Origin of the sequence: Streptomyces sp. NPDC014889, assembly GCF_043081205.1 — a bacterium.
GTDB lineage: Bacteria > Actinomycetota > Actinomycetes > Streptomycetales > Streptomycetaceae > Streptomyces.
The window spans coordinates 173,674-194,298 of sequence record NZ_JBIBWH010000001.1; the positions used below are offsets into that span (position 1 = coordinate 173,674).

Annotated in this window: 17 protein-coding genes; 8 read left to right on the plus strand and 9 right to left on the minus strand. The window is 73.0% G+C overall.

Going from position 1 to position 20,625, the window contains the following annotated elements; genetic code table 11:
• Window positions 1–84: 84 nt before the first annotated feature.
• Window positions 85–732, minus strand: coding sequence for a heme oxygenase (biliverdin-producing) (locus ACF09J_RS00820; protein ID WP_392303216.1), 648 nt, complete (start codon window positions 730–732; stop codon window positions 85–87).
• Between the two features lie 159 nt (window positions 733–891).
• The gene (gene map, locus ACF09J_RS00825) at window positions 892–1,749 is read right to left on the minus strand and encodes a type I methionyl aminopeptidase (protein ID WP_392303217.1); all 858 of its coding nucleotides are present in this window, start codon (window positions 1,747–1,749) and stop codon (window positions 892–894) included.
• Between the two features lie 58 nt (window positions 1,750–1,807).
• Between map and ACF09J_RS00830 the strand changes: the two genes are divergently transcribed.
• On the plus strand, window positions 1,808–2,038 hold the full coding sequence (locus ACF09J_RS00830; RefSeq protein WP_392303218.1) for a hypothetical protein: 231 nt from the start codon (window positions 1,808–1,810) through the stop codon (window positions 2,036–2,038).
• A 28-nt stretch (window positions 2,039–2,066) separates the two neighbouring features.
• On the opposite strand, the gene ACF09J_RS00835 is transcribed toward ACF09J_RS00830, so the two are convergent.
• Both ACF09J_RS00835 and ACF09J_RS00840 read right to left on the minus strand, forming a co-directional pair.
• Window positions 2,067–3,386 carry an MFS transporter gene (locus tag ACF09J_RS00835; protein WP_392303219.1) on the minus strand — a complete coding sequence of 440 codons (1,320 nt, stop codon included), beginning with the start codon at window positions 3,384–3,386 and terminating at the stop codon, window positions 2,067–2,069.
• Window positions 3,387–3,468: 82 nt separating this feature from the next.
• The gene (locus ACF09J_RS00840; RefSeq protein WP_392303220.1) at window positions 3,469–4,068 is read right to left on the minus strand and encodes a hypothetical protein; all 600 of its coding nucleotides are present in this window, start codon (window positions 4,066–4,068) and stop codon (window positions 3,469–3,471) included.
• Between the two features lie 106 nt (window positions 4,069–4,174).
• Here ACF09J_RS00840 and npdG point away from each other — a divergent pair, with 106 nt between their 5' ends.
• Entirely contained in the window at window positions 4,175–4,879 is a 705-nt protein-coding gene (npdG, locus tag ACF09J_RS00845) for an NADPH-dependent F420 reductase (RefSeq protein ID WP_392303221.1), read from the plus strand.
• A 4-nt stretch (window positions 4,880–4,883) separates the two neighbouring features.
• Window positions 4,884–5,150 (plus strand): hypothetical protein, encoded by a 267-nt coding sequence (locus ACF09J_RS00850; protein ID WP_392303222.1) that lies wholly within the window; start codon window positions 4,884–4,886, stop codon window positions 5,148–5,150.
• On the opposite strand, the gene ACF09J_RS00855 is transcribed toward ACF09J_RS00850, so the two are convergent.
• Window positions 5,140–5,949 carry a site-2 protease family protein gene (locus tag ACF09J_RS00855; RefSeq protein WP_392303223.1) on the minus strand — a complete coding sequence of 270 codons (810 nt, stop codon included), beginning with the start codon at window positions 5,947–5,949 and terminating at the stop codon, window positions 5,140–5,142. The genes ACF09J_RS00850 and ACF09J_RS00855 overlap by 11 nt on opposite strands.
• Before the next feature lie 153 nt (window positions 5,950–6,102).
• Here ACF09J_RS00855 and ACF09J_RS00860 point away from each other — a divergent pair, with 153 nt between their 5' ends.
• On the plus strand, window positions 6,103–9,753 hold the full coding sequence (locus ACF09J_RS00860) for a BTAD domain-containing putative transcriptional regulator (RefSeq protein ID WP_392303630.1): 3,651 nt from the start codon (window positions 6,103–6,105) through the stop codon (window positions 9,751–9,753).
• A gap of 25 nt (window positions 9,754–9,778) precedes the next feature.
• Here ACF09J_RS00860 and ACF09J_RS00865 read toward each other — a convergent pair whose 3' ends face one another.
• The 3 genes from ACF09J_RS00865 to panB form a co-directional block, all read right to left on the minus strand.
• Entirely contained in the window at window positions 9,779–10,663 is an 885-nt protein-coding gene (locus ACF09J_RS00865) for an ABC transporter permease (protein WP_392303224.1), read from the minus strand.
• Window positions 10,660–11,685 (minus strand): ATP-binding cassette domain-containing protein, encoded by a 1,026-nt coding sequence (locus ACF09J_RS00870; RefSeq protein ID WP_392303225.1) that lies wholly within the window; start codon window positions 11,683–11,685, stop codon window positions 10,660–10,662. Before ACF09J_RS00870 ends, ACF09J_RS00865 begins: the two co-directional genes overlap by 4 nt.
• Window positions 11,686–12,092: 407 nt before the next feature.
• A complete protein-coding gene (panB, locus tag ACF09J_RS00875) occupies window positions 12,093–12,959 on the minus strand; it encodes a 3-methyl-2-oxobutanoate hydroxymethyltransferase (RefSeq protein WP_392303226.1) in 867 nt (288 codons plus the stop codon).
• 191 nt (window positions 12,960–13,150) lie between these two features.
• On the opposite strand from panB, the gene ACF09J_RS00880 reads away from it, so the two are divergent.
• The 4 genes from ACF09J_RS00880 to ACF09J_RS00895 all read left to right on the plus strand — a co-directional run bounded on the left by ACF09J_RS00880 (window position 13,151) and on the right by ACF09J_RS00895 (window position 18,157).
• Window positions 13,151–14,749 (plus strand): MFS transporter, encoded by a 1,599-nt coding sequence (locus tag ACF09J_RS00880; RefSeq protein WP_392303227.1) that lies wholly within the window; start codon window positions 13,151–13,153, stop codon window positions 14,747–14,749.
• Between the two features lie 122 nt (window positions 14,750–14,871).
• Window positions 14,872–15,498, plus strand: a complete 627-nt coding sequence (locus tag ACF09J_RS00885; protein ID WP_392303228.1) for a TetR/AcrR family transcriptional regulator — start codon at window positions 14,872–14,874, stop codon at window positions 15,496–15,498.
• Window positions 15,499–15,674: 176 nt separating this feature from the next.
• Window positions 15,675–16,730: an endonuclease/exonuclease/phosphatase family protein gene (locus ACF09J_RS00890; protein ID WP_392303229.1), complete on the plus strand. Its 1,056-nt coding sequence runs from the start codon at window positions 15,675–15,677 to the stop codon at window positions 16,728–16,730.
• A 110-nt stretch (window positions 16,731–16,840) separates the two neighbouring features.
• Window positions 16,841–18,157 (plus strand): MFS transporter, encoded by a 1,317-nt coding sequence (locus ACF09J_RS00895; RefSeq protein ID WP_392303230.1) that lies wholly within the window; start codon window positions 16,841–16,843, stop codon window positions 18,155–18,157.
• Window positions 18,158–18,182: 25 nt separating this feature from the next.
• Here ACF09J_RS00895 and ACF09J_RS00900 read toward each other — a convergent pair whose 3' ends face one another.
• The gene (locus ACF09J_RS00900) at window positions 18,183–19,937 is read right to left on the minus strand and encodes an NAD+ synthase (RefSeq protein ID WP_392303231.1); all 1,755 of its coding nucleotides are present in this window, start codon (window positions 19,935–19,937) and stop codon (window positions 18,183–18,185) included.
• Window positions 19,938–20,625: the final 688 nt, after the last annotated feature.

Sequence of the window (20,625 nt, forward strand, 5' to 3'; positions counted from 1 at the left end):
AGCGCATTCTGGGGCACGCGGCACGGCCGTCGGCCGTGCGGGCGGGGGAGTGTTCCGGATGAGCCACGGCGACCGCACGGGTGGTCACGCCGACAGGGGGAACTCCTCGCCCAGGGCGTGGAAGACCGCCGTGTTCAGGGAGAACGCCTTCTTGCACTCGGTCACGATCCGCTGCCTCTCCAGGTCGTCCGCCCGGATCGTGTCCAGGAGTTCGCGGTAACCCCGCTTGAACGCGGCCGGGTTGGAGATCTCCTCGAAGACGTAGAAGCGGACTCCGTCGCCCTTCTTCGTGAAGCCCCATGTCCTCTCCGCCTTGTCGCGGATGATCTGGCCGCCGGAGAGGTCGCCGAGGTAGCGGGTGTAGTGGTGGGCGATGTAGCCCGCCGGCCACTGCTCGGCGCACTCGCGCACCCGCTCCGCGTACGCCTCGGTCGCGGGCAGCGCGCTCACCTCCGAGCGCCAGGAGGCGCCGCGCAGATGCTCGAGGTCCCGCTCCAGCGCGGCCAGCCGGAACAGCTCGGGCTGGATGAAGGGGCCCGCCACCGGATCCGACGCCAGCCGTTCGGCGCCGTCCTCCAGTGCCGCGTACACGAACCAGAGCTGCTCGGTGTATCGCGTGTACGCGTCCATGCCGAGCCGGCCGCCGAGCAGATCGCTCATGAAGGTGGAGGTCTCCGCCTCCGTGTGCTGCTCGTGGGAGGCGGTGCGGATGAGTGTCGAGAAGGAATCCATGAGGCCATCCTCTAAGGTAAGGCTTGCCTAAGTCAATGGCTTTACCGACACCATGTCGGGAAAACCTTACCCCGGATTCCGGCCAAACGGGCACGGGTGGACATAAGGGAAGGCCCGCCCCCGGAGGGAGCGGGCCACGTCGGGCGCGGTGCGGCCGTACTACGGCAGCGTCAGGATCTCCGCCCCCGAGTCCGTCACCACCAGCGTGTGCTCGAACTGGGCGGTGCGCCTGCGGTCCTTGGTGACGACCGTCCAGCCGTCGTCCCAGACGTCGTACTCGTAGGTGCCCAGCGTCAGCATCGGCTCGATCGTGAAGGTCATCCCGGTCTGGATGAGCGTCGTGGCGTGCGGGCTGTCGTAGTGCGGGACGATCAGCCCGGAGTGGAACGACGTGTTGATGCCGTGGCCGGTGAAGTCCCGGACCACGCCGTAGCCGAACCGCTTGGCGTACGACTCGATGACCCGGCCGATGATGTTGATCTGCCGCCCGGGGCGAACCGCCTTGATCGCGCGGTCGAGGGCCTCGCGGGTGCGCTCCACCAGCAGGCGGCTCTCCTCGTCCACGTCACCCACGAGGTACGTCGCGTTGTTGTCCCCGTGCACCCCGCCGATGTACGCCGTCACGTCCAGGTTGACGATGTCGCCGTCCCGCAGCACGGTCGAGTCCGGGATGCCGTGGCAGATGACCTCGTTGACCGAGGTGCACAGCGACTTGGGGAAGCCGCGGTAGCCGAGCGTGGACGGGTAGGCGCCGTGGTCGCACATGAACTCGTGCGCCACCCGGTCCAGCTCGTCCGTGGTGACGCCGGGCGCGATGTGCCGGGCCGCCTCCTCCATCGCCCGCGCGGCGATCCGCCCGGCGATCCGCATCGCCTCGACGGTCTCGGGCGTCTGCACCTCCCGACCGGTGTACGGCTTCGGCGCGGGCCTGCCGACGTACTCGGGACGGCGGATGTTTCCGGGCACGGAACGGGTCGGGGACAGCTCCCCGGGGACGAGCAACGACTGGCCAGACATGTCGGCGAGTCTATCCGGGGACGATGGGGGAACATGTCCGTGGCGAGAGGAGCTGGTCATGGCCCTGTTCAAAAAGCGGACCGCCGGTAAGCCGGGCGAGTGGTACTACTGCCTGGAGCACAAGAAGGTCGAGGAGGGGCCGGAGTGCCCCGCGAAGGACCGGTTCGGCCCGTACACCTCCCGCGAGGAGGCCCAGCACGCGATGGACACCGCCCGCGAACGCAACCTCGAGTGGGAGAACGACCCCCGCTGGCACGACGCCCCGACGGGCGGCACCGAGGAGAGCTGACCAGCCCGGTGGGCACCGGTCACGCCGATCACGCGGCCGCGCGCACGGCGCCGGCCGCGCGATCCTCCCGCAGCCGCACCGCGTGCTCGTTCGTCCGCGCGTCGTACCGCATCAGCCCCGGCAGGCACAGCGCGAGCAGCCCCACCGCACCCGCGCACAGCACCCCGCCCGACCACACCGACGCCCGTACGCCCCACCACGCGGCGAACGAGCCCGAGCGGACCTGTCCGAGCTGCGGGCCCACCGAATAGGACAGCAGCTCGATCCCGGCGAGCCGGCCGCGCAGCGCGTCCGGGATCGTCTGGTTCCACATGGCGCCCCGGAAGACCCCGCTGACCATGTCGCAGCCGCCGGCCACGGTCAGGAACACCAGCACCAGCCACACATGGTCCACGGCACCGGCGGCGGCCACCGCAACGCCCCACAGCAGCGCCGCCAGCACCACCATCCGCCCGTGCCGCTGCACCCGTGAGGTCCAGCCGCTGGTCAGGCTCACCAGCAGCGACCCGAGCGGCACGGCGGCGTACATCAGCCCCAGCGCCCAGCGCGCGTCCAACTCGTCCGCGAGGAACGGCAGAACGGCCAGCGGCATCGCCAGGAACATCGCGACCAGGTCGACCACGTACGTCCCCAGGAGTTCCTTGCGGCCCCAGGCGTACCGGGCGCCCTCGGCGATGGCCCGCAGGGACGGCTTCGCGGCCTCGCGGGTGGCCGGCTGGGCGGCGATGCGCACCACCAGGAGCACCGAGACCGCGAACGTCACCGCGTCCGCGGCGTACGCCCAGGACAGGCCCGCGTACGCCACCACCACGCCCGCCGCTGCCGGGCCAGCCACCCCGCCGACCGTCCAGCGCAGGGAGTTGAGCGCGGTCGCCGCCGTGAGGTGCCCGTGGGCCACGATCCGCGGCCACAGCGAGTCCAGCGCGGGCCGCTGAACCGAGGTCAGGGTGGCGCTGAGGGCGGCGATCACGTACAGCGGCCACACGGCGGGGTGCGGCAGCAGCGCGCCGGCCAGCAGTGCCACGCTGAGCAGCCCCTGCCCGACCTCGGTCCACACGATCAGCCGGCGTTTGTCCAGCGCGTCCGCGAGTGCCCCGCCGTACAGCCCGAACACGATCAGCGGGACCAGCTCCACGGCCCCGAGCGCGCCCACCGCCGCGGCCGAACCGGTCAGCTCCTTCATCTGCACCGGCAGCGCGACGAAGGTGAGGAAGCTGCCGAAGTTCGAGATCAGACCCGACACCCACAGCCGCCGGAAGTCGCGCGAGGCGTGCCAGGGGGCGAGGTCGGGGAGCAGGGCCCGCAGGCCGGAGGGCGGAGAGGGAGGAGCGGGGGAGTCGTCGGTCACGAGGGGCCATCGTCGGCAGGCGCGAGGTCGGCGGCAACCGGTTTTCCGTACGTCCCCGCCGCCGGTTTCAGTACGCCCCTTGCTACCAGCGCGGCGGCGGGGGCGCCGTCAGGAGGTCCGTCAGCCGCGCCAGGCGGTCCCGGAAGCGGCCGCGGCCGCGCTGGGCCGGCAGCGCGTTCTCCCCGGCCGCCGCGCTCACCAGGTGCTGCACGGTGTCCAGGTCCAGTTCCGACCCGGGCGGCACCGCCAGCGTCTCGTGCGCCATCGCCTCCAGCTCGCCCCCGCCGGAGCCCAGGGCCAGCACCGTCGCCCCGGCCCGCCGGGCCTCGTGCACGCGCTCCAGGAGCGGGGCGGGCTCCTCGGGTGCCACCACGAGCAGCGTCTCGCCGCGCCGGGCCGCCGCCAGCCGCCCGAGCCCCACGGCCAGATGCGCCCGGTCCGAGGGGCGCGGGGCGTGCCGTACGAGCGTCGGGGCCAGCTCCGGGGTGCCCGACCAGGCGGCCTCGTCCACCAGGTGGGCCGCCAGGTGCCAGGGCTCGTCCTCCGGGGTGCCCACGAGCAGCAGTCCGCCCCCGTGCGACACCACCGACCCCCGCAGCACCCCCGCGAACCGCCGGGTGGCCCCCAGCCACTCGGTCCCGGCGAGCACCTCGCGCAGCAGCGTGACCCGTACGGCGTCCATACGCGCGCATCCTGCCGCAAACGGTCACGGGTGGGGCGGACTTCGGTCCGCGTTCGCCCTCCCGGGGGACCCGGCGGCGGAGGGGCCGCGGACGTAGAGTCGGCGCATGACCTCTAGCGACAGTGCACACAACGCCCCCGCCAAGGACCCCTGGGACCTCCCCGACGTCTCCGGGCTGGTCGTGGGCGTGCTCGGGGGAACCGGCCCGCAGGGCAAGGGCCTGGCCTACCGGCTCGCCCGCGCCGGGCAGAAGGTGATCATCGGCTCGCGCGCGGCCGAACGCGCCCGGGCGGCGGCCGAGGAGACCGGGCACGGCGTCGAGGGCGCCGACAACGCCGAGACCGCGCGCCGCAGCGACATCGTGATCGTCGCCGTTCCGTGGGAGGGCCACGGCAAGACCCTGGAGGCCCTGCGCGGGGAACTGGCCGGCAAGCTCGTCGTGGACTGCGTCAACCCGCTCGGCTTCGACAAGAAGGGCGCCTACGCGCTCAGGCCCGACGAGGGCAGCGCCGCCGAGCAGGCCGCGGCCCTGCTGCCGGACTCACGGGTGACGGCGGCCTTCCACCACCTGTCGGCCGTCCTCCTCCAGGACCCCGGGATCGAGCGGATCGACACCGACGTGATGGTCCTCGGCGAGGAGCGCGCCGACGTGGAGACCGTCCAGGCGCTGGCCGGCCGCATCCCCGGCATGCGGGGCGTCTTCGCGGGCCGGCTGCGCAACGCCCACCAGGTGGAGTCGCTGGTCGCCAACCTGATCTCGGTCAACCGCCGCTACAAGGCGCACGCGGGGCTCCGGATCACGGACGTATGAGCCGATGGGGGACACTGGTGGCCGTAGCAGTGTCCCCCGACAGGAGCCGACCACCATGCAGTCATCGCCCCCGCCCCAGCCGGCCCGGCGACTCGCCCTCTACACCCTGATCGTCTGCCTGCTGTCCGCGGCCGCGGCCGTCGTCTCGTTCGTCCGGGGCAGCTGGCCCCTCGGGGTCGTGTGGGTGCTGCTGGCAGGGCTGTCGTCCAACATGACCTGGTACTACGCCCGCCGCGGCCGGATGCGGCAGGACGGCTCCGTCACCGGCTGACCGCGCAGAACCCGCTGGTGCCCTGCCAGAAGCGGTACAGCTCGTGGCCGCAGTACTGGTCGAGGGGGCCGACGCCGAGGTGACGCAGCAGCGTGTGGATCACGTCGAAGAACGCGATGTTGAGCGAGGGCACCCACAGCAGCGCGAAGACGAAGATCAGGCCGAACGGTGCGAACGGCGCCACCTGGCGCTTGACGTTGTGCGACAGCCAGGGTTCGATCACCCCGTAGCCGTCCAGGCCCGGGACCGGCAGGAAGTTCAGGATCGCGGCCGTCACCTGCAGCAGCGCGAGGAAGGCCAGGGCGAACCGGAACTCGCCGGGCACGCCGTCCAGCGCGTGCAGCCAGAACGGTGCCGTGCACACCACCGCGAACAGCACGTTCGTCAGCGGTCCCGCCGCCGAGACCAGGCTGTGCCGCCAGCGGCCCCGGATCCGGCCGCGCTCGATGAACACCGCGCCGCCGGGCAGCCCGATCCCGCCCATGACCAGGAACAGCAGCGGAAGCAGGATGCTCAGCACGGCATGCGTGTACTTCAGCGGGTTCAGTGTCAGATAGCCCTTGGCGCCGACCGTCACGTCACCGCTGTGCAGCGCGGTGCGCGCGTGCGCGTACTCGTGCAGGCACAGCGAGACGACCCAGGCCGCGGTCACGAACAGGAACACCGCCAGACCCGGGCGGGCCGGAATCGGGCGGAAGCCGGTCCAGGCGGCCCAGCCCCCGACCGCGGTGACGGCCAGGATGCCGAGGAAGACGGGGCTGACCCGGCGGTCGCCGCGGCGGGTGGTGACGGACGTCATGAGGGACGGCTCCTGTGCTCGTACGGTTCGTCCGGGGAGCCCGACCGTACCGGGCACACGGACGGAACGTCCCGCCCGGGACCACGGGTTCCCGGGCCGGCCGCGCGCCGCGCCGCCGAAATCCCGTGACTGTCCGTGAGACCACCGGAGACAATGGACCCCGTGCGCTATCGCATCCTCGGCACCACCCAGGCGCTTCGCCCCGACGGCACCGCCGTTCCGCTCGGCGGGGCGCGGCTGCGTGCCCTGCTGACCGTGCTCGCCCTGCGTCCCGGCCGTACGGTCCCGGTGCGCGCCCTCGTCGACGAGGTGTGGGACGGCGAGCCGCCCGCCGACGCCACGGGCGCGCTCCAGGCCCTGGTCGGGCGGCTGCGCCGGACGCTCGGCGCGGACGCGGTGGCCTCCGCGGAGGGCGGCTACCGGCTCGCCGCCACGACCGACGACGTCGACCTGCACCGCTTCGAGCGGCTGGCCGGGGAGGGCCTGCGCGCGCTGGGCGACGGCGACCCCGCGAAGGCGGCCGCCGTCCTCGACGACGCCCTCGCGCTGTGGCGCGGCCCCGCCCTGGCCGACCTGCCCGACCGCACCGCCGAGGCGGCCCGCTGGGACACCCGCCACCTGGACGCTCGGCGCGCCCGCCTCACCGCGGCCCTCGCCCTCGGGCACGCCGAGCGGAGCCTGCCCGAGCTGACCGCCCTGTGCGACACGCACCCCCTGGACGAACCCCTCCAGACCCTCCGCCTGCGGGCCCTGCGCGACGCGGGCCGCACCGCCGAGGCCCTGGCCGCCTACGAGGACGTACGCCGGCTGCTGGCCGACCGCCTCGGCTCCGACCCCGGCCCGGAACTGCGTGCGCTGCACGCGGAGCTGCTGCGGCCCACCGGCGCGGCGCGGCCGGCGCCCGGCCGGGTCGCGGGCGTCGGGGTCCGGCCCCCGGCGCCCGGTTCCGGCACGGCGCCCGGCCCGGTCGCAGGCGGTGGGGGCTGGGCCGCTGAGCCCGGTTCCGGCGCGGCGTCCGGCCCGGGCGTGGCCCGGACCGCCGAGCCTGGTCCCGGCGCGGTGTCCGGTTCCGGTGCGGCGTCCGGCCCTGCCACGGGCGGCGGGGCCCGGACCGCCGAGGCCGGTTCCGGTGCGGTGGCCGGGCCGCGTGCCGCCGGTCAGGGCGCCGTCCCCTCGGCGGTGCCCTCCCGCGGTGTTCCCTCGGCAGTACCCCACGCCGGGCCCGCCGCCGGCGTCCCGGACGGCGCCGCGGGCGAGGAGGTGGGCCCCGGTACGCCCGATGCCCGCCCCCCGAGCAACCTCCGCGCCCGGATCACGTCCTTCGTGGGCCGCGAGGCCGACATCGGGACGATCCGGGCCGATCTCGGGGCCGCCCGTCTGGTGACGCTGCTCGGGCCGGGCGGGGCCGGGAAGACCCGGCTGTCGCAGGAGGCCGCCGAGGCCGTCCGGCCGGTCCCGCGGGACGGCGTGTGGCTGGCCGAGCTCGCCCCCGTCGACGACGCCGAGGCCGTGCCCGGGGCTGTGCTCACGGCCGTCGGCGCCCGCGAGACCGTGCTGTACGGGGCAGGCGCCGAGGAGATGCGGGCCGCGGTCGCCGACCGGCACAACGACCCCGTCGAGCGGCTGGTCGAGCACTGCGCCCGGCGCCGCATGCTGCTCCTGCTCGACAACTGCGAGCACGTCGTCGACGCGGCGGCCCGCCTCGTCGAGGAACTGCTCGCCCGCTGTCCGCACCTCACCGTCCTCGCCACCAGCCGGGAACCCCTCGGCATACCCGGCGAGGTGCTGCGACCGGTCGAGCCGCTGCCCGAGCCGGTGGCGCTGCGGCTGTTCGCCGAACGCGGGGCCGCCGTACGGCCCGGCTTCCGCACCGACGCAGACCAGGACACCTCGGACGCCTGCGCCGAGATCTGCCGGCGCCTGGACGGTCTGCCGCTGGCCATCGAACTCGCCGCCGCCCGGCTGCGGATGCTCACCCCGCGGCAGATCGCCGACCGGCTCGACGACCGCTTCCGCCTGCTCACCTCGGGCAGCCGAACCGTCCTGCCCCGCCAGCAGACCCTGCGCGCCGTCGTCGACTGGTCCTGGGACCTGCTCGACGCCGACGAACGGGACGTGCTGAGCCGGCTGTCCGTCTTCGCCGGCGGCTGCGACCTCGCCGCCGCCGAGGCCGTGTGCGGCCCCGCCGCGTTCGACGCGCTGGCCTCCCTCGTCGACAAGTCCCTCGTGGTGGCCGCCCCCGCCGCCGACGGCGGGATGCGCTACCGGCTCCTGGAGACCGTCGCCGAGTACGCGCGCGAGCGGCTCGACGAGACCGGTGACCGCACCGCGACCGAGCGCGCCCACCTGACGCATTACCGCGAACTGGCCCGCACTACCGAGCCGTTGCTGCGCGGCTCCAGCCAGCGGGAGGCGATGGCCAGGATCGAGCTGGAGTACGAGAACCTGCGCACGGCGCTGCGCCACGCCGTCGCCGCACGCGACGAGCAGGAGGGACTGTGCCTGATCCTCTCGCTCGCCAACTACTGGCAGATGCGCGACATGCGCATCGAGGCCCGCAACTGGTGCGGCGAGTTCATGGAGCTGGGCCCCGACCCCTTCACCGAGCCGGTCCGGCCCGCCGAATCCGTCTGGCAGCGGTGCACGGACGCCCCGCCGCCGATGACCGGCGAGACGCTCGCCGAGGCCCGCCGGGGTCTGCACCTCGTTCATCTCTCCTGCATGGACACCGAGTTGGAGGCCTGGGAGTCGCCCGAGGCGAAACGGAAACTGCGGCTCATCACCGAGGTCTACCAGCCCGGCCAGCCGCAGATCTGCCGCAGTCCCGGCATGCTCTGGATGTTCGCGGTGATGCTGACCGGCGACGTGAAACGCCTGATCGAGGTGACCGACGCCGCCGTACGCACCTGCCGCGAGACCCCTGGATTCGAGTGGGAGCTGGCCCACGCCCTCCAGTGGCGCGCCAATCTGCGGGCCAACCGCACCGAGTGGGCCCGGGACGCCGGCAGGGACGCCGACGAGTCGCTGGAGATCTTCCGCCGTCTCGACGACGCCTGGGGCACCGCCGAGGCGCTCTCCGCGCGCGCGGAGGCCCACGAGCGCACCGGCGCCTACCTGTCGGCCGCGGCCGACTACCGGTCGGCCATCGACCACGCCGAACGCCTCGGCGCGGCCGCCCAGGTCACCGTCCTCACCGCCCGTCTGGGCAGCGCGCTGATGGAGGCGGGCGACACCGAACAGGGCGAACGGCTGCTGTGGGAGGTCGTCGAGCAGAGCCGGAACAGCCACAACGAGGCCATGCCCCCCGCCCGCCTCTACCTCGCCGGCCGACTGGGCATGACCGGACGCATCCCCGAGGCGCGCGAACAACTGCGGTTGCTGCGCGAGGAGTTCGGCATCTCGCACTTCATCGTCTTCGACGCCTTCATCCTCGGCGCCGAGGCCTGGGTCGACGCGGTCGACGGCCTGTACGAGGACGCCCTGGACAAGGTCCGCCGGGCTCTCCAGCGCGCCCAGGACCCGCTGTCCGAGGCCATCGCGCCCCATATGCGCTCGGCGTACCTGGCCATCGCCGCCCTGGCCCTGGCGGGTGTGGACGGCGGCCGCCGGGCCCGGGACGCCGTCCGCTGCCTCGGCGCCGCCGACGCCCTGCTGCCGCCCCGCCACGTCGCCTCGGCCATGGAGCGCCACGTCCGCGACGGGGTCGTCGCGCGCACCCGGGAACTGCTCGGCGACGAGGCGTACGAGGCCGCGTACGCGGAGGGCGGCGGCCTCTCCTCGCAGGAGGCCGCGGCCCTGGTCTGAGCCGCTCCGGCGCCGGGCCGTACGGTCAGCTCTTGGTGCGGAACTTGTGGATCGCGACCGGTGCCATCACCACCGTGAGCGCCGCCGACCAGGCCAGGCTCACCCACAGGCTGTGCGCCACCGGACCGCCCACCATCAGCCCGCGGGCGGAGTCCGCGAGCGCGGACAGCGGGTTGTACTGGGTGAACGTCCGCAGCCAGCCGGGCATCGTGCCGGGCGGGGCGAAGATGGACGAGCCGAACTGGAGCGGCATCATCACCAGGAAGCCCATCGCCTGCACGGACTGCGCGTTCTTCATCATCACGCCGAGGGTGATGAACACCCACATCAGCGCCGAGCCGAACACCGCCGACAGGCCCACGGCGGCGAACAGGCCGGGCCAGTTCTCGACCTTGAAGCCGACCAGGGCGCCGACGACCAGCAGGATCGTGGTGGCGATCAGCATCCGCAGCAGCTCCACCGCGATCTTGGCGAACAGCACCGAGCCGCGCCCGATCGGCAGGGACCGGAAGCGGTCCATGACACCGGAGTTGAAGTCCTGGTTGAAGCCGGTGCCCACGCTCATGGCCAGGTTCATGCCCATCATGGCCATCAGGCCGGGCACGATGTACTGCACGTACTGCTCCTGCCCGCCGCCCAGCGACTGCCCGATCGAGCCGCCGAAGACGTACACGAACAGCAGTGTGAAGATCACCGGGAACAGGATCGCGTCGAACATCGACTCCGGGTCCTGCCGGATCCACAGCAGGTTGCGGCGGACCAGCGCGCCGGTGTGCCGCAGATGGCTGCGCAGCGGGATCCGGGCGTCGGCCCGGAGGGCGGGGGAGCCGGAGCCCAGGGTCGTGGCATCCAACGGGGCGGCGCGGAGCGCCTCGTTCAGGGTGGTGGTGGGTGACGGGTGGGCGCTCATACGGCGACCTCTTCGCGGGTTTCGGCGGGCACGGTGTCCTGCGGGGCACTGGCGCGGTGGCCGGTGAGGGACAGGAACACCTCGTCCAGGCTGGGCAGTTCGGTGGTGATGGAGGTGATCGTGATACCGCGCGCGGTGACCGCGCCGACCACGGCGGTCAGTTGCTCGTCGCTGAGGATGGGCACGAGCAGGGAGCCGGACGCGGTGTCGACGGTCGTCGCGGCGAGCCCGGTGATGCCCAGATCGTCCAGCATCCTCGCCAGCGGGCGCAGTTCGAGCGCGTCGGCCGGCTTCACCCGCAGGGTGCGCCCGCCGACCTTCGCCTTCAGCTCCTCGATGCGGCCGCCCGCGACGACCTTGCCGCGGTCGACGACGGTCAGTTCGGAGGCGAGCTGCTCGGCCTCCTCCATGTACTGGGTGGTCAGCAGCACGGTGACCCCGTCGCCGACCATCGCCTTGACCTCGCCCCACACCTCGTTGCGAGTACGGGGGTCCAGGCCCGTGGTCGGCTCGTCCAGGAACAGGACGCTCGGCCGCCCGATCATCGAGGCGGCGAGGTCGAGCCGCCGCCGCATGCCGCCGGAGTAGGTGCGGGCCGGCCGCCGCGCGGCCTCGGTGAGCGAGAACCGCTCCAGCAGTTCGTCGGCGCGGGCGCGGGCCTCCTTGCGGGGCAGGTCGAGGAGCCGGCCGATCAGGTACAGGTTCTCCCAGCCGGGGAGCTTCTCGTCCACGGAGGCGTACTGTCCGGTCAGCCCGATCACCCGGCGAAGCTGCCGGGGCTGCCGTGCGACGTCGTAGCCCGCCACGGTGGCCTGACCGGCGTCCGCGGCGAGCAGCGTGGACAGGATGCGTACGAGGGTGGTCTTGCCGGCGCCGTTCGGCCCGAGCACGCCCATCACGGTGCCCTCGCGCACGTCCAGGTCCACGCCGTCCAGTGCCTTGGTCTCGCCGTAGTGCTTGACCAGCCCCCGCACGGTCACGGCGTTCGGCACGCCGCCGGGGTTGTCGTCGATTCGCGTCATGCCCCGAACAGTGCCACCCCCCACCGACAAACCACCGACAGTCCACCGACAGACGGCACCGGGTGCCGACATATCCCCGACGAGCACCGCCACCATCAATTGAGGAACCACGACGGCGAGCACCACCTCCGCGAGAGCGGCGCCGGTTCAGGGGGTGTCTGACACATGCCCGCGGCGTCGCGGCGCCTGTCACGCACGCTCGCCGCGTTGCCGAAACGCCCACGTGGCTCCGCCACGAGGGCGCTCCGGCGCCTTGCGATCGCACGCGCCAGACACCGCTCCTTCTCCCGCGCTCATGTGTCAGACACCCCCTAGGCGCAAAAAAGGGGCAGCCCCGCCGACGGGGGAAGATCGGCGGGGCTGCCCTGTACCGCGATGGCTCGACTACGCGATGGCTCGACCGGAGGTCAGTGCACCGAGTGCTCCTCCAGCGGGAACGTCCCGCCCGTCACGTCCTCGGCGAACGCCTTGGCCGCGTTGCCCATGACCTCCCGCAGATCGGCGTACTTCTTGACGAACTTCGGCACGCGCCCGCCGGTCAGCCCGAGCATGTCGGTCCACACCAGCACCTGCGCGTCCGTCTCGGACCCGGCGCCGATCCCGACGGTCGGGATGTGCAGCACCCGCGTCACCTCGGCGGCCAGTTCGGCCGGCACCAGCTCCAGGACCACCGCGAACGCGCCCGCGTCCTGAACCGCCTTGGCGTCCCGCAGCAGTTGCTGCGCCGCCTCCTCGCCGCGGCCCTGGACGCGGTAGCCCATGGCGTTGACGGACTGCGGGGTCAGGCCGATGTGGGCCATGACCGGGATGCCGGACTCCACCAGGAGCCGGATCTGCTCGTGGGACCGCTCGCCGCCCTCCAGCTTCACCGCGCCGACGCCCGCCTCCTTCACCAGCCGGGTCGCCGAGCGCAGCGCCTGCACCGGGCCCTCCTGGTAGGAGCCGAAGGGGAGGTCGCCGACGATGAGGGCGCGCTTGGTGCCGCGGACGACCGCGGCCGCCATCATCGCCATCTCGTCGAGCGTGACGGGCACGGTCGTCTCGTAGCCGAGGTGGCAGTTGCCCGCGGAGTCGCCGACCAGCATCACGGGGATGCCGGCCTCGTCGAAGACGGACGCGGTCATCGCGTCGTAGGCGGTGAGCATGGGCCACTTCTCGCCGCGTTCCTTGGCGAGGGAGATGTCGCGAACAGTGATGCGGCGGGTGCCCTTTCCCCCGTACAGCGCCTTGCTGCCGTCGGAGGGTTTGTTTTGGGCAGCCGAAAGCTGCGTCATGACAACGGCTCCTTCAGTCATCTCGGGGCGCCCTGACGGCGTCCCCGGATCCCTCCCATGGTGGCACCTCGTGCCGGAGGCGGCCAGAGGAGCCCCATGTGCGCAACGTCTCGGCACACCGGTCGTAAGATATGGGTAAAGGATTGCGATACGAGACGGTCTCGTATCGGAAGTGTCCTAGGCTCGACGGCATGACTACTCCTGCCGACCGTGCCGCCCACGGCCCCCGGGTCCCGGAGGCGGTGCACCGCCGACGCTGGGCGATTCTCGGCGCGTTGATGCTGAGCCTGCTGATAGTGGTGCTCGACAACTCGATCCTGAACGTCGCGATCAAGACCATCTCGACCCCCGCCCCGACGGGCCTGGGCGCCACCCAGAGCGAGCTGGAATGGGCGATCAACGCCTACACGCTCGTCTTCGCGGGCCTGTTGTTCACCGCGGGCCTCGTCGGCGACCGCATCGGGCGCAAGAAGGTCCTGATCGGCGGCCTCATCGTGTTCGGCGTCGGCTCCGCGCTGGCCGCCGAGTCCGGCTCGCCCGCCCAGCTCATCACCTTCCGCGCCGTGATGGCCCTCGGTGCCGCCTTCGTCATGCCGGCCACCCTCGCCGTCCTGATGAACGTCTTCGAGCGCGAGGAGCAGCCCAAGGCCATCGGCATCTGGGCCGGCGGCGTCGGCCTGGCCATCGCCATCGGCCCGATCACCGGCGGCCTGCTCCTGGACCACTTCTGGTGGGGCTCGGTCTTCCTGGTCAACGTTCCGATCGTCATCCTCGCGGTCGCCCTGATGCTGTGGCTGGTGCCCGACTCCCGCGACCCGCGGCCCGGCCGCCTCGACCCGATCGGCGTCGTCCTGTCCGTCGTCGGCCTGGTCCTGCTCGTCTACGGCATCATCAAGGGCGGCGAACTCGCCGACTTCACCGACACGACCGTGCTGTCGACGATCGTGGCCGGCCTGCTCGTCCTCGCGGCCTTCGTGGTGTTCGAAAAGCGCAGCGACCACCCGTCCCTGGACGTCACGTACTTCAAGAACAAGGTCTTCTCGGCCGCCATGACCGCCATCGCGCTGGTCTTCTTCGCGCTGATGGGCGTGACCTTCTTCGGCGTCTTCTACACCCAGAGCGTGCGCGGCTACTCGCCGCTGGAGTCCGGTGTGCTGATGCTGCCGCTGGCCGTCGCGCAGCTGATCTTCGCGCCCCGGGCCCGGCTGGTCGTCGACCGCTTCGGCAACAAGGCCACCACGACGGGCGGGCTGGTCCTGCTCGCGGCGATGCTGGCCGCCTTCGCCGGTTTCGAGGCCGACACGCCGATCTGGCTGCTGGAGGTCGTCTTCTTCCTCATGGGCACCGGCATGGCGCACATCATGACGCCGACCAGCGTCGTCATCATGCAGGCCCTGCCCCGCGAGAAGGCCGGCTCGGCCTCCGCGCTCAGCAACACCTTCCGCCAGGTCGGCGGCGCCCTCGGCATCGCCGTCCTCGGCTCGGTGCTCTCGACGGCGTACCGCAACGACATCGAGGGCAAGCTCGGACTGCTCCCGCCCGGACTGCGCGACAAGGCGGCCGAGTCCATCGAGGCCACCCTCGGCGTCGCGGCCAGGCTCGGCCCGCAGGGCAAGGACCTGGTCGGCCCGGCCAACGACGCCTTCCTGCACGCCATGCACATCACCTCGCTGTGCGGCACCGCGGTCGCGCTCGTCGGCGCGGTCGTGGTGGCCCTGTTCCTGCCCGGCAGGCAGCCGGTCCCGCAGAAGGGTGAGGAAGAGGAGAAGGTGGTGGCAGCGGTGGAGTAGCCGGGATATGACGGGGGCACGCGGCGACGGGGGACTGCCGGCCGGAGGCGGCCGTCGGTGGGTCGGACCCACCGGCGAACCGCCCGATGGACAATCTCCTGTGCGACGAAAGGACGGCCCACGTGAGCCTTGCCGACAGCCACACCGCTGCCGACGCCCCCGTGCGGGGGCGCCCCCGCAGCGAAGCGGTGGAACGCGCCATTCTGGAGGGCGTGATGAAGCTGCTGGAGGACGGTGTGCCGCTGGCCGAACTCTCCATCGAACGCATCGCCCGCACCGCGGGCGTCGGCAAGGCCACCATCTACCGGCGCTGGAGCGGCAAGGAGGAGCTGTTCGTCGACGTCGTACGCGCCGCCGAGCCCCCCGACCCCGAACTGCCGGGCACCTCCATGCGCGACGACCTCGTGGCCATCCTCGAGCAGCTCCGCCGCCGCGGCCTGGTGAGCCGCAGCTCGCTCATCCTGCACAACGTCTACGCGCAGATGAAGAGCAGCCCGAAGATCTGGTGCGCCTACCACGCGACCGTCGTCGAGCCGCGGCGCAGGCTCCAGGTGGAGGTCCTGCGCCGCGGGCAGCGGGCCGGCGAACTGCGCCAGGACATCGACGTCGAGATGCTCGCCGACCTCTTCGTCGGACCCATGCTGGTGCGCAGCGTGATGCGCCCCGACACCGAGCTGCCCGAGGGCCTGTCGGAGCAGATAGTGGACTCGTTGCTCGAAGGGCTACGGCCTGTCAGTTCTCCGCGCTGATGTGCGTGTTTCGTCACAGACCGGGGCGTGGGCGGCGCAGGCGGAACTCCGCGCGCCGACTTCTTCGTCCTCCTGCCCGTACGGCCGTCAAGGACGGCGGGAACGGTGCCGATCATCCCCTAGGGTCGTAGAACACGGGGGTGCTCGGTGTGCACGGCAGGCAGTGAGGCGACGGTATGGCGCGACAGGCGTACGTGACGGAGACGGCGGGCGGTTCGGGTCCCGAGCGCCGGGGAGACCGGCTCCGACGCCTGGCGCACGGCCGCGCCGACGGCCGGCGCGGCGACGCGGGGATCTGGCGCCGGGGCCTCCTCCTCGCCGCGTTCGCGGTCGTCCTCGCCCTCGTGATGCTGGTGCACGCGCAGATCCCCAACCGGATCGGCAACCTCGGCAGCCTGATCGAGACCTTCCTGCCGTGGGCGGGCCTGTTCGTACCGGTGCTGCTGGTCCTTGCCCTGGTCCGCAGGTCGGCGACCGCGCTGATCGCCCTGCTGCTGCCGGTGATCGTCTGGGTCGACCAGTTCGGCGGCCTGCTCACCGACAAGACGGGCACCGGCGGCGAGCTGATGGTCGCCACGCACAACGTCAACGCCGACAACCCCGACCCGTCCGGCACCGCCCGGGAGCTGGCCGCCTCCGGGGCCCAGGTGCTCGCCCTGGAGGAACTGAAGGCGTCCGTGCTCCCCGTCTACGAGCGGACGCTCGCCCCGGAGTACCGGTACCACTCGGTGCAGGGCACGGTCGGGCTGTGGAGCAAGTACCCGATCAGCGGCGTGCACGCCGTCGACATCAAGCTGGGCTGGACGCGCGCCATGCGCGCCACCGTGGGCACGCCCGAGGGGCCCGTCGCGGTGTACGTCGCCCACATGCCCTCGGTGCGGGTGAAGCTGAACGCCGGGTTCACCGCCGCCCAGCGCGACGAGAGCGCGGACGCGCTGGGCGAGGCGATCGCCGGTGAGCAGCTCCCCAGGGTGGTGCTGCTCGGCGATCTGAACGGCACCATGAACGACCGCTCCCTCAACGCCGTCACCTCCCAGATGCGCTCCACCCAGGGCGCCGCGGGCAGCGGGTTCGGGTTCAGCTGGCCGGCGTCGCTGCCGATGGCGCGCATCGACCAGATCATGGTCAGGGGAGTGGATCCGGTGAGTTCCTGGACTTTGCCGCGCACGGGCAGCGACCATCTGCCGATCGCCGCGAGGGTGAACGTCACCCCATCGGAAACCGGGTCGTAACCTGCTGGAATACTGGGCCTGAGAGGCTTTGTTCCGTCTGAGAACATATGCGGGTCACCGTGGTACGGAACTCCTGCCCCGCACGCTTCGTAGCTCTGAGAGGCCCCTTCATGCCCCTGGCTGTGCTCGCCCTCGCCGTGGGCGCCTTCGGCATCGGCACCACCGAGTTCGTCATGATGGGGCTGCTCCCCGACGTCGCCGGTGACCTGCACGTCTCGATCCCCGCCGCCGGGCACCTGGTCTCGGCGTACGCGCTGGGCGTCGTCATCGGCGCCCCGCTGCTGGCCGCCGTCACCGCGCGGCTGCCCCGCCGGCACGTCCTGATCGGCCTCATGGCCCTGTTCGTGGTCGGCAACGCGCTCACCGCGCTCGCCCCCGGCTACCACTGGCTGCTGGCCGCGCGTCTCCTCAGCGGACTGCCGCACGGGGCCTTCTTCGGCGTGGGCGCCGTGGTCGCGACGGCCATGGTGCCGCCGGAGCGCAAGGCGCGCTCGGTGTCCCTGATGGTGCTCGGCCTGACCCTGGCGAACGTCGTCGGCGTCCCGGCCGCCACACTGATGGGCCAGCACCTCGGCTGGCGGGCGACCTTCCTCGCGGTCAGCGCGATCGGGGTCGCCGCGATCGCCTCCCTCGCCGTGCTGGTCCCGCACGACCGCGGCCACGCCCCCGCGGCCGGCCTGCGCCGCGAACTGGCCGCCCTGCGCTCGCTCCCCGTCTGGCTGGCCCTGCTGACGACCGTGGCCGGCTTCGGCGCGCTGTTCTCGGCCTACAGCTACATCACGCCGATGCTCACCGGCTCCGCCGGGTACGCCGAGGCCGGAGTGACGCTCCTGCTGGCCCTGTTCGGCGTCGGCGCGACCGTCGGAAACCTGCTCGGCGGGGGCCTGGCCGACCGGTCGACGCGGGGCACGCTGTTCGGCGGGCTCATCGCGCTGGCGGTCGTACTGGCGCTGTTCCCGCTGATGATGCGGACCGAGTGGAGCGCGGCCCTCGCGGTGGCCCTGCTCGGCACGGCGGCGTTCGCCACCGGCTCGCCGCTCCAGCTCATGGTCATGGAGAAGGCGTCCACGGCCCCGTCCCTGGCCTCCGCGGCCAACCAGGCGGCGTTCAACCTGGCGAACGCGGGCGGCGCCTGGATCGGCGGGCTTGCGCTCGCCGCGGGCCTCGGCGTGACCTCGCCGGCGCTCGCGGGGGCCGCCCTGGCGGTACTGGGCCTCGCGGTCGCCGGTACGGCCCAGCGGGTGGACCTGCGGCGGGCGGGCGCCGGCGCCGTGCGCGGGCGCGAGCGCGTGGTCGCCTCGCACATGCCGGCCGCGGCACGTCCGGGGGTTCCTCCGCGCTCGTCGGGCACGGCGGACCTGCGGGAGGAGACGGTGGGAGCCGAGGGCGGGCCGGGTGGCCCGGGGCCCGGCCCCGGAACCGCCTGACCCTCACACTCGTGGGAACCGGCGCCTACGCCGACTCCCGCCAGCCGTTGGTGATCGGCAGGCGCCGGTCCTTCCCGAAGCCCTTCGCGGAGATCTTCGTGCCCGGCGGGTACTGGCGCCGCTTGTACTCGGCCGTGTCGACCATGCGGAGCGTCTTCGCGACCAGCTCGCCGTCGTACCCGGCCGCGACGATCAGGTCGGCGCCCTTGTCCTGGTCGACGTAGAGCTCGAGGATCGCGTCCAGCACCGGGTAGTCCGGGAGCGAGTCGGTGTCGACCTGGCCGGGGCGCAGCTCCGCGCTCGGCGGCTTGGTGATGGAGTTCTCCGGGATCGGCGGGGTCTCGCCCCGCTCGGCCGCGGCCCGGTTGCGCCACTCGGCCAGCCGGAAGACCGACGTCTTGTACACGTCCTTGATCGGGCCGTACGCGCCCACCGAGTCGCCGTACAGCGTCGAGTAGCCCACCGCCAGCTCCGACTTGTTGCCGGGCGCGAGGACGATGTGGCCCTCCTGGTTGGAGACCGCCATCAGCAGCGTGCCGCGCAGCCGGGACTGGAGGTTCTCCTCGGCCAGACCCGTCAGGCCCAGGGAGCCCATGTAGGCGTCGAACATCGGGGCGATCGGGACGGTGCGGAAGTTCAGGCCGGTGCGACGGGCCAGCTCCGCGGCGTCGTCCTTGGAGTGCTCGGAGGAGTACTTGGACGGCATGGAGACGCCGTACACGTTCTCCGCGCCCACCGCGTCGCAGGCGATCGCCGCGACCAGCGCGGAGTCGATGCCGCCGGACAGGCCGATCAGCACGGAGCGGAAGCCGTTCTTGCGCACGTACGCGCGCAGGCCGACGACCAGGGCCGTGTAGACCTCCTCGTCGTCGTCCATGCGCGCGGCGACCTCGCCGGCCGGCAGCGGCTCGTAGGCGGCCAGCGGCTCCTCGGACAGCACGACGCGGTCGATGCGCAGACCGTCGTCGACCACGCCCGTCGGTGCGTCGGCCGCGGCGGCGGGCAGGTCCAGGTCCAGCACCCCGAGGTCCTCGGCGAACTGGGGCGCCCGCGCGACCACCTCGCCGTCCGGTGAGACCACGATCGAGTCGCCGTCGAAGACCAGCTCGTCCTGCCCGCCGGTCATGGCGAGGTAGGCGAGGGTGCAGCCGGCCTCCTGGGCACGCTTGCGGACCAGGTCGAGGCGGGTGTCGTCCTTCAGGCGCTCGTACGGCGAGGCGTTGATCGAGACGAGCAGCCCCGCGCCCGCGCTGCGCGCGGCAGGCACCCGGCCGCCGTCCTGCCACAGGTCCTCGCAGATGGCGAGCGCGACGTCGACGCCGTGCACACGCAGGACCGGCATGGTGTCGCCGGGGACGAAGTAGCGGAACTCGTCGAAGACGCCGTAGTTGGGCAGGTGGTGCTTGGCGAAGCTCAGCACCACCTCGCCGCGGTGCAGCACCGCCGCCGCGTTCTGCGGCGCGCCGGCCGGCATGCCGTACTTCGGCTGGGCGGTCTCCCCGCGGTCGAGGTAGCCGACGATCACCGGCAGCTCCCCGAGGCCCTCCGCGGCGAGCCGGGCGGCGAGGGCGCGCAGCGCGGCGCGGGACGCCTCCACGAAGGACGACCTGAGGGCCAGGTCCTCGACGGGGTAGCCGGTCAACACCATCTCCGGGAACACCGCGAGGTGCGCTCCGCGCTCGGCGGACTCCCGGGCCCGGCGGACGATCGCCTCGGAGTTCCCGGCGAGGTCTCCGACGCGCGAGTCGATCTGGTTCAGGGCGAGACGTAGTTGAGGCACGCGCCCAGTGTAATCGTCAGAGCGACGCGATAGCCGGTCCCCACCTGTGGCCCACCCCACGCCCGCCCCGGACCACCGTCGCACGTCGGTCCCGAACACCGGGGCCCTCCCACCCCGGACCGGCGCGAGCACCGGCCTGCGCGGGCCGGGCCCCGAGCCGGACGGCTTCCCGGCCTGCGCGGGCCGCGCCGGGCCCCGCGCCTGCGGTGGCGTCCGCACCCCGCGCCTGCGGGGCGATCGGGCTCCGCTCCCGCGGGGTGGCCGTGCCCCGAGCCAGGCGGTGCTACGAGCCCAGCCGTGTCACCCGCCTGCGAGGTGGCCGTGCCCCTCCCGCGCAGGTGCCATACACGCGTGTGCCCGCCCCCGGACGGAGGGGCGGGCGGGGCCACGAGCCCGGCTGTGCCCCGTGCCTGCGGGGCGGTCCGCACCCCGTGCCTGCGGGGCGTCCGCACACCGCGCCCGCGAGGTGGCCGTGCGCCGCGCGGCCGTGCCCCGCCGGGCGGGGCCACGAGCCCGGCTGTGCCCCGCGCCTGCGGGGCGGTCCGCACCCCGTGCCTGCGGGGCGTCCGCACACCGCCCCCGCGAGGCGGCCGTGCGCCGCGCGGCCGTGCCCCGCCGGGCGGGGCCACGAGCCCGGCTGTGCCCCGCGCCTGCGGGGCGGTCCGCACCCCGGGCCTGCGGGGCGTCC

Excerpts from the sequence above, each read along its gene's own strand:
- ACF09J_RS00820 (WP_392303216.1), bottom strand. The coding sequence starts at position 732 with ATGGATTCCTTCTCGACACTCATCCGCACCGCCTCCCACGAGCAGCAC.
- map (WP_392303217.1), bottom strand. The coding sequence starts at position 1,749 with ATGTCTGGCCAGTCGTTGCTCGTCCCCGGGGAGCTGTCCCCGACCCGT.
- ACF09J_RS00830 (WP_392303218.1), top strand. The coding sequence starts at position 1,808 with ATGGCCCTGTTCAAAAAGCGGACCGCCGGTAAGCCGGGCGAGTGGTAC.
- ACF09J_RS00840 (WP_392303220.1), bottom strand. The coding sequence starts at position 4,068 with ATGGACGCCGTACGGGTCACGCTGCTGCGCGAGGTGCTCGCCGGGACC.
- npdG (WP_392303221.1), top strand. The coding sequence starts at position 4,175 with ATGACCTCTAGCGACAGTGCACACAACGCCCCCGCCAAGGACCCCTGG.
- ACF09J_RS00850 (WP_392303222.1), top strand. The coding sequence starts at position 4,884 with ATGGGGGACACTGGTGGCCGTAGCAGTGTCCCCCGACAGGAGCCGACC.
- ACF09J_RS00855 (WP_392303223.1), bottom strand. The coding sequence starts at position 5,949 with ATGACGTCCGTCACCACCCGCCGCGGCGACCGCCGGGTCAGCCCCGTC.
- ACF09J_RS00860 (WP_392303630.1), top strand. The coding sequence starts at position 6,103 with ATGGACCCCGTGCGCTATCGCATCCTCGGCACCACCCAGGCGCTTCGC.
- ACF09J_RS00865 (WP_392303224.1), bottom strand. The coding sequence starts at position 10,663 with ATGAGCGCCCACCCGTCACCCACCACCACCCTGAACGAGGCGCTCCGC.
- ACF09J_RS00870 (WP_392303225.1), bottom strand. The coding sequence starts at position 11,685 with ATGACGCGAATCGACGACAACCCCGGCGGCGTGCCGAACGCCGTGACC.
- panB (WP_392303226.1), bottom strand. The coding sequence starts at position 12,959 with ATGACGCAGCTTTCGGCTGCCCAAAACAAACCCTCCGACGGCAGCAAG.
- ACF09J_RS00880 (WP_392303227.1), top strand. The coding sequence starts at position 13,151 with ATGACTACTCCTGCCGACCGTGCCGCCCACGGCCCCCGGGTCCCGGAG.
- ACF09J_RS00890 (WP_392303229.1), top strand. The coding sequence starts at position 15,675 with ATGGCGCGACAGGCGTACGTGACGGAGACGGCGGGCGGTTCGGGTCCC.
- ACF09J_RS00895 (WP_392303230.1), top strand. The coding sequence starts at position 16,841 with ATGCCCCTGGCTGTGCTCGCCCTCGCCGTGGGCGCCTTCGGCATCGGC.